The following is a 7,774-nucleotide window of genomic DNA, read 5'->3' as shown; positions in this document are numbered from 1 at the left end:
TGGTGCTGGGCGCGGCGGCGGGCCTCAGCTTCGGCCTCACCGCGATCGCCGTACGCCTGCTGCCGGACGCGACCGTCCCCGCCGTCCTGGCGCAGCCGTCCGCGTACGCCGTCGTCGTCTCCGGTCTCGGCGGCTACCTCCTCCTCGTCCAGGCCCTCCAGTCCGGCTCGGTGACGGCGGCCACGGCGGCGATGGTGATCTGCGAGACCGTCTGGCCGGGTGTGTTCGGGGTGGCGTGGCTCGGCGACTCGACGCGGGACGGGTACGAGTGGCTGGCGGTGGCCGGGTTCGTGGGCTGTGTGGGGGGCGGGGTGGCGTTGGCGCGGTTCGGGGAGGCGGGGGAGAGCGGGGGCTCCGGGGATTCCGGGGATTTCGGGGAGGCAACCTCCGGGCCTTCGGCGGCGACAGAGAGGTGAAGTGAAGGCACGTGAAATCCCGCCCCCACCAAGGGAGTTCACCATGCGCACCATACGCAACCAACGCACCCGCATCGCAAGACTGCTCACCGTGCTCGCCGCCGTCCTGGCCGTGCTGCTCGCACCCGGCCTGACCACCCCGTCCGTCGCGCAGGCGGCGAACGACCGAGCCGCCCAGGCTCAGCAGACGGAAGCCCAGGCGCGGACCCGGGCCGAGGCGGCGGTCGCCGCCGCCGCGGCCGTCTGGAACCCGCCCTCGAACCTGGTCCAGCCACTGGGCGAGGTCTGGAGCCACGTCGAGTCCACGTACGGCAACCTGTACGGCTTCCGCAACTACGGCTGGGACCAGATCATGGCCAACCGCGGAAGCGTCAACTACTGCGTCCGCTGGGAGTCGGACCAGCCGGTCAGCACCGCCCTGCGCGACCAGATCCACGCCGCGCTGAAGAAGCAGTTCGGCAAGTGGATGGCGGCGATGGTCGACAACGGCCAGGGCCACAACGCCTGGCCGTACACCAACGTCCCCGTCAACATCGTCGGCTGGGCGGTGAAGAACCGCTCCACCCTCCAGTGGAGTGACAACTCCGTCGACATCTACACCAACATGCTGGACGGCGGCGGAGCCCCGCAGTGCGCTCCCGACTGCGGCCGCTTCTTCCACCAGGACGGCAACTACTCCCGCTGTCCCGGCGGCGCCGCCCGCCACTACGACCAGTCCCTCTGGCTCACCGAGGGCTTCGGCGGCGGCGCCGGCGGTGACTGGGGGCAGCGGATGGGCCGCTCCTACTTCACCGGCGCCCTCAACCAGGAGAACATTCACATCTATCTGCACGAGGTCGGCCACACCTTCGGCCTCGACGACTTCTACGACTGGTCCCCGACCGGCCAGTGCTGCTTCCTCATGAAGGCCGGCAGTGCCACCCAGATCACCGAGTTCGACAAATGGATGTTCCGTGACTTCTGGCGCCACATGAAGTCCCGCTACGGTCTCTGACACCCGCCTCTCACCGACGTGCGCGGGGCCGTGACAGATGTCATGGCCCCGCTGTGAAGGGGGTCGTCCGCGGGAGGGATGTGGAGCGCACCGGCTGGTCGTGACAATCGCCTGACAGGGACCGGGAGTTGACCGTCCGGGACCATCGGGAACGTCAGGATCGAGGGGGACACGCCGTGCGTATCAAACGTCTCGTCGGGACCGCGCTGGGCACCACGCTTCTGCTCGTCACGGCGGCGCCGACGGTGTCGGCCGCGCCCGGGGCGAAGGGCCCGTCCCCGGCGCCCACCGGGCTGGACCGGGCCGAACTGCGGGACACGCTCGACGCGATCCACGAGGCCGGGATGTACGGCACGTACTCGTCGGTGCGTGACGGCCGGGAGCGCTGGACCGGCGCGTCCGGGCTGGCCGACGTGGACACGGGCCGCAAGGTCACCCCGAACATGCGGCACCGTATCGGCAGCATCAGCAAGACGTTCACGTCGGTGGCGATCATGCAGCAGGTGGAGCGGGGCCGGATCAGCCTCGACGCCCCGGTCACCGACTACGTCCCCGAGCTGTTCGCTGGGAGCGGCGCCGACCGGGAGCGCGGCGACGCCATCACCGTACGCATGCTCCTCAACCACACGAGCCACATCGGCGACTACGTCCTCGGCGCCTTCCCCTCCCTCGTGCAGAACTCCACCACCAGCCTCGACGAGGGGCGCTTCCGCTCGATCAGGCCCCGGGAACTGGTACGGCTGGGCCTGGCCGCCGATGCCACCGGCAGCCCCGGCGCGCTGCCCGGCTCGTACTCCAACACCAACTACGTCGTCGCGGGCCTGATCCTGGAGAAGGTCACCAGGCAGAAGGCGTCGACGTACATCACCCGCAACGTCATCGAGCGAGCCGGGCTGGACAACACCTCGTACCCGCGCACCCCGTACATCAGGGGCCCGCACGCCAGGATGTACGAGTCCTTCTACGGGCTCATCGACCCGCCCCGCGACTACAGCGTCTACGACATGTCCTGGGCCTACACCGCGGGCGCGATCGTCTCCACGACCGACGACCTCAACCGCTTCTACCGCAAGCTGCTCACCGGCGGCGGCCTCGTCGGCCGGGCGTCCCTCGCCGAGATGCAGCGCACGGTCCCGGTGGAGGTCGCGGCGGGCGCCGCCATCGACTACGGGCTCGGCATCTACACCCTCGACCTCCCCGGCTGCGGGCGTTTCTGGGGCCACGACGGCGGGGTCTTCGGCGCCGGCACGATCAGCCTCACCAGCGCGGACGGCAAGCGCCAGCTCTCCCTGGGCCTGAACCTGATGAAGTACCAGCGCCTCAACGAGGCCGGTACGGAGCTGGAGCCGAGCCCGATCGACGAGGCGATCAACATCCACGTCGTCGAGGGGCTGTGTCCGGCACTGGGCACGGGGGAGGAGCCGGGCGCGGGCTCCGGGGCGGCGCTGAAGTCCCGGATCGCGGCGGCGGACACCGGGCGGATCCTTCCGGACGGCCTGGTGGGTGTGGATCTGTCCACCGGGAGCCGGCTGGTGGCCCCGAACCGGTAGGCCCGTCCCGGAGTCACGGCCGCTGGTGGGTAGAACGCTTCCGTAACCGCCCTCGCACCCCAGGGAGAGTAGCGTTTTGCCCACCTTCGTCATCTTCGACCTGGAGTTCACGACCTGGCCGGGGGCCATGGAGCAGGACTGGTCGGCCCCCGGCCAGCTGCGGGAGATCGTGCAGATCGGCGCGCTGCGGCTGAGCGAGGAGTACTCCGTCGTCGAGGAGTACGAGACGCTGGTCCGGCCGGTGGTGAATCCCCGGCTCTCGCCGTTCTTCACCACCCTCACCGGGATCGACCAGCGGAGGGTCGACCGGGAGGGGCTGCCGCCCGCCCAGGCCCTGAGCGACTTCCTCGCCTTCTGCCAGGGTCGGTCCGTGCTCTCCTACGGCAACGACATGCTCGTCCTCGGCGAGAACATCGGCTGGGCGCGGGCCCGGGGCGAGGCGATCAGGCACAACGCCCTCACCCCCGGCTTCCTCAACATCCGCCCCTGGCTGAACACCGTCGCCCCGACGACGACAGGCAGCAACTCGGGCCGCCTGTGGCAGGCCCTGGGCCTTCCCCGGCCCGCCCCGGGCGACGAACACTCGGCTCTCTTCGACTGCCACTCGATCGCGGCGGCGCTGCGGCACCTGGCGGGGACGGGGGCCACGTTGCCGAAGGGGCTGCTTCTCTAGGGCCCGCTCAGCTCGCGAGGCGGTCCAGCTCCTCGCCGATCGTCTCGCGCAGCTCGTCGTGGCGCGGTCCGAGCGCGTACCGGTTCTCGCTCCACCGGTCCGGGGGATACAGCCACACCGGCCTGCCGACCAGCTCCGCCGGCTCCCACGCGTAGCGCGGCCACACATGCGCGTGCAGAAACGGGTCCGTGTTCCCGAGGATCTCCAGATTGACCCGCCGGAACGCCGGATCCAGCCGCCCGCAGGCCCGCTCGACGGCCTCGCCCAGCCGGTCCAGGTCCGCGAGGAACGCGGTCCGCGCGTCCCTCGGCAGCTCCGACAGCCGCCCCACCGCCGGGTCGTCCACGAGCAGCACGCAGTACCCCGGCAGGAACTGCGTGTCCCCGATCACCGCGAACCCGGCCGTGAGCCTTCGCATCACGGTCGGGTTCGCACCCCGAAGCGCGCTTCCGATCCGCTCGTTGCGCCAGTCCTCGGTCATGGCCGGTGACTTTACAATCGCCGTCCCACCGCCCAACCTCAACTCATCCAGGAGCCGTTGTGTCCGACGAACCCGCCGTCCGTGAACTCCGTCTGGTCGTGACGGCCGCCGACTACGACGCCGCGCTGCACTTCTACCGCGATGTGCTGGGTCTTCCCGAGCGGGCGGCGTTCTCGTCCGACGGCGGGCGGGTGTCGATCCTCGAAGCGGGCCGGGCGACGCTGGAGATCACCGATCCGAACCACGCGGCGTTCATCGACGAGGTGGAGGTCGGCCGTCGCGTGGCCGGTCACATCCGGGTCGCCTTCCAGGTGGACGACTCGACCGCGACCACGGCGAGACTGGCGGAGGCCGGCGCCGAGGTGATCGCCGAACCGACCCGCACCCCCTGGAACTCCCTGAACGCCCGCCTCGAAGCCCCCGGCGACCTTCAACTGACCCTCTTCACCGAACTCGACGACGCCTGACCGGGTGACGCCGGACCGGGCGACGCCCGACCGGATGGCGTCGGAACGGATGACGTTTGACCGGGCGACATCTGACCGGAGCACTCGGGACGTGAGGGCCGTCACCGAGACCCGGCTTTGCATGATCATGCGTTGGCATGCATAATATTTCTATGTCCAAGGTCCTCACCTCTCTTCCGGCCGGCGAGCGCGTCGGCATCGCCTTCTCGGGCGGGCTCGACACCTCGGTCGCGGTCGCGTGGATGCGCGACAAGGGTGCCGTCCCGTGCACCTACACGGCTGACATCGGCCAGTACGACGAGCCCGACATCGCCTCGGTGCCCGGCCGCGCGAAGACCTACGGTGCCGAGATCGCGCGCCTGGTCGACTGCCGGGCCGCACTGGTCGAGGAGGGCCTGGCCGCGCTGACCTGCGGCGCGTTCCACATCCGCTCCGGCGGGCGGGCCTACTTCAACACGACCCCCCTCGGCCGTGCCGTCACCGGCACGCTGCTGGTCCGGGCGATGCTGGAGGACGACGTCCAGATCTGGGGCGACGGCTCGACCTTCAAGGGCAACGACATCGAGCGGTTCTACCGCTACGGCCTGCTCGCCAACCCGCACCTGCGCATCTACAAGCCCTGGCTGGACGCCGACTTCGTCACCGAGCTCGGTGGCCGCAAGGAGATGTCCGAGTGGCTGGTCGCCCACCAGCTGCCGTACCGGGACTCGACGGAGAAGGCGTACTCCACCGACGCCAACATCTGGGGCGCCACCCACGAGGCGAAGACCCTGGAGCACCTGGACACCGGCGTCGAGACCGTCGAGCCGATCATGGGCGTCCGGTTCTGGGACCCCGAGGTCGAGATCGCCACCGAGGACGTGACGATCGGCTTCGACCAGGGCCGCCCGGTCACCATCAACGGCAAGGAGTTCGCCTCCGCCGTCGACCTGGTGATGGAGGCCAACGCCATCGGCGGCCGCCACGGCCTGGGCATGTCCGACCAGATCGAGAACCGCATCATCGAGGCCAAGAGCCGCGGCATCTACGAGGCCCCCGGCATGGCCCTCCTGCACGCCGCGTACGAGCGCCTCGTCAACGCCATCCACAACGAGGACACCCTCGCGCAGTACTACTCCGAGGGCCGTCGCCTCGGCCGGCTGATGTACGAGGGCCGCTGGCTGGACCCGCAGGCCCTGATGATCCGGGAGTCCCTGCAGCGCTGGGTCGGCACGGCCGTCACCGGTGAGGTCACCCTCCGGCTGCGGCGCGGCGAGGACTACTCGATCCTCGACACCACGGGCCCGGCGTTCAGCTACCACCCGGACAAGCTGTCCATGGAGCGCACCGAGGACTCGGCCTTCGGCCCGGTGGACCGGATCGGCCAGCTCACCATGCGCAACCTCGACATCGCCGACTCGCGCGCCAAGCTGGAGCAGTACGCCGGCCTCGGCCTGATCGGCAGCGGCAGCCCCACCGTCGGCGCCTCCCAGGCCGCTGCCACCGGGCTGATCGGCACCATGCCGGAGCTGCCGCAAGGCGGCGCCGAGGCCATTGCCTCCCGCGGCGAGGTCTCCGAGGAGGACGCGCTGCTGGACCGCGCGGCGATGGAGTCCGGCACGGACTGACCGTCGGCGGACGGCGACGGACATCATGCGAAGAGGCCGGCTCGACATCACCCTGTCGAGCCGGCCTCGTCGTATGCCCGCTGCCCGCTGCCCGCCGCCCGCCGTCCGCCGTCCGCCGCTCGCCGCTCGCCGCCCGCCGCCTGTCAGGGGCTTCAGCTGTTCTTCGGCTTCAGCGCGTCGAGGACTTGTCCTGCCGCGTATCGGACGCGACGGGAGGCGGGTGGGTGGGAGAGCGCGGTGAGTACGCCGAGCAGGTCGACGCCGTGGGGTGCGGCGGGCAGCTCCCCGTACCCGTCGACGTAGCGGTCGATCCCCCACAGGGCCTGGTGGCGGACGGATTCGGACGGGTCGTCGAGGTGGGACAGGAAGAGGGCGACGTCTCCGTCGTCGTCCTCGTCCAGGAGGGAGAGGACGGTCGCCCTGACCTCGTCGGACGGGTGGTCGATCAGGCGGCGTACGGCGGGGAGGGTCTCGGGGTACTCGCTGAGCGCGTTGCGGGTGTGCCGGAGGTTCGGTTCGTCGGTCGTGAGCAGGCCGAGCAGGGCCTCGGCCGCCGCGTGCCGCTGAGGGCCCGGCAGTGCGTGGCGGCCCAGCTCGTCCAGCCCGTTGAGCGCCCCGGCCCGTACCCGCTGGTCCGGATCGCCGAGGAGCGGCAGCAGCGTCTCGGTGGCCCCGGGGGCACCGAGATCACCCAGGACGGTGGCGGCGGTCGCCCGGACCCAGGGATGGCCGAGACCGGGGCCCAGGTCGGGCCCGGGGCCGGACACGGCCGCCGACGTGATCCACCGGACCGCTGTCGGCGTACCGATGCCGGCCAGCGCCCGCACGGCACCGGGGCCCGCCTCCGGGTGGTCGAGCCACCGTACGGCGGCGGGCACGGCACGCACGTCCCCCCATCCGCCGAGCGCGCTCAGGAGCCGGGCGGCGACATCGGCGTCGGTCTCGGCCTCCAGCGCCGCCAGGAACACGTCGGCCGTTGCGGACGGTCGCAGGACCGGTAGGAGCGACTCGGCCGTTCCGGACCGCCGCAGTGCGGTGAAGAGGGCGTCGACCGCTCCGGACAGCCGCAGCGGTGACAGCAGCGCGTCGGCCGGGCCGTGGCGCAGGTCCTTGGCGAGGAGCCCCACGGCCGCCTGTCGTACTGCGGGGCACTCGTCGCGCAGGCCGTCGAGGAGTGCGTCGCGCAGGCCGCGGGTGTGCCGCGCGGGCAGCATCTCCAGTGCTCGTGCCCGAGAGAGACCGTGACCGTGCCGGGCGGTGCGCAGGAGCTCCTCCAGTACGGGCCCCTGGTCCCGCGAGGCGTAGAGGGCACGTTGCGCGTGCCCCCACACGAGGGGCTCGGTGTCGCCCAACAGGCGTACGAGCACCGCCGGTTCGACGGTCTCTCCCCGGCCGCCCAGGCCCAGCAGCGCGTTGACCCGAAGATGCCGGTCGGTGTCCTCCGCCAGCCGCCGGAACGCCTCCGTGACGGCCGGCCCGGTCAGCGCCAGCCGCTCGGCGGCGAGGGAGGCCCGACGCCGTACGGACGCGTCCGCGTCCCCCATCAGCTCGACGACCACCGCGCCCGCCCCGTCGCCCCCGAGTCG

The 7,774-nt window shown here is 71.3% G+C and carries 7 protein-coding genes and 1 pseudogene; 6 read left to right on the top strand and 2 right to left on the bottom strand.

All coding sequences use genetic code 11. The features are described from left to right. The 4 genes and pseudogenes from AWZ10_RS12650 to AWZ10_RS12635 all read left to right on the top strand — a co-directional run. Positions 1–416 (top strand): annotated as a pseudogene (locus tag AWZ10_RS12650) (hypothetical protein); the annotation flags it as partial. A gap of 43 nt (positions 417–459) precedes the next feature. Next, complete coding sequence (locus tag AWZ10_RS12645; protein ID WP_046708429.1) at positions 460–1,410, top strand: hypothetical protein; 951 nt, start codon at positions 460–462, stop codon at positions 1,408–1,410. A gap of 176 nt (positions 1,411–1,586) precedes the next feature. Then, on the top strand, positions 1,587–2,960 hold the full coding sequence (locus AWZ10_RS12640; RefSeq protein WP_060891101.1) for a serine hydrolase domain-containing protein: 1,374 nt from the start codon (positions 1,587–1,589) through the stop codon (positions 2,958–2,960). Between the two features lie 76 nt (positions 2,961–3,036). Further along, positions 3,037–3,633 carry a 3'-5' exonuclease gene (locus AWZ10_RS12635; RefSeq protein WP_046708431.1) on the top strand — a complete coding sequence of 199 codons (597 nt, stop codon included), beginning with the start codon at positions 3,037–3,039 and terminating at the stop codon, positions 3,631–3,633. Positions 3,634–3,640: 7 nt separating this feature from the next. Here the strand turns inward: AWZ10_RS12635 and AWZ10_RS12630 are convergent, their stop codons facing one another. After that, entirely contained in the window at positions 3,641–4,114 is a 474-nt protein-coding gene (locus AWZ10_RS12630; RefSeq protein WP_046708432.1) for an HIT family protein, read from the bottom strand. Positions 4,115–4,173: 59 nt separating this feature from the next. On the opposite strand from AWZ10_RS12630, the gene AWZ10_RS12625 reads away from it, so the two are divergent. Both AWZ10_RS12625 and argG read left to right on the top strand, forming a co-directional pair. Next, positions 4,174–4,581, top strand: a complete 408-nt coding sequence (locus tag AWZ10_RS12625; RefSeq protein ID WP_046708433.1) for a VOC family protein — start codon at positions 4,174–4,176, stop codon at positions 4,579–4,581. A 152-nt stretch (positions 4,582–4,733) separates the two neighbouring features. Then, positions 4,734–6,188, top strand: a complete 1,455-nt coding sequence (gene argG, locus AWZ10_RS12620) for an argininosuccinate synthase (protein ID WP_046708434.1) — start codon at positions 4,734–4,736, stop codon at positions 6,186–6,188. A 152-nt stretch (positions 6,189–6,340) separates the two neighbouring features. On the opposite strand, the gene AWZ10_RS12615 is transcribed toward argG, so the two are convergent. Further along, a partial coding sequence (locus AWZ10_RS12615) for a HEAT repeat domain-containing protein (RefSeq protein WP_060891100.1) occupies positions 6,341–7,774 on the bottom strand: 1,434 nt, incomplete at its 5' end.

This window comes from Streptomyces europaeiscabiei (assembly GCF_001550375.1).
Classification (GTDB): domain Bacteria; phylum Actinomycetota; class Actinomycetes; order Streptomycetales; family Streptomycetaceae; genus Streptomyces; species Streptomyces europaeiscabiei.
This window is presented reverse-complemented; position numbering and strand designations above follow the sequence as displayed.

What these genes read in the sequence shown, in the direction of transcription:
- AWZ10_RS12645 (WP_046708429.1), top strand. Translation starts at nt 460, where the DNA reads ATGCGCACCATACGCAACCAACGCACCCGCATCGCAAGACTGCTCACC.
- AWZ10_RS12630 (WP_046708432.1), bottom strand. Translation starts at nt 4,114, where the DNA reads ATGACCGAGGACTGGCGCAACGAGCGGATCGGAAGCGCGCTTCGGGGT.
- argG (WP_046708434.1), top strand. Translation starts at nt 4,734, where the DNA reads ATGTCCAAGGTCCTCACCTCTCTTCCGGCCGGCGAGCGCGTCGGCATC.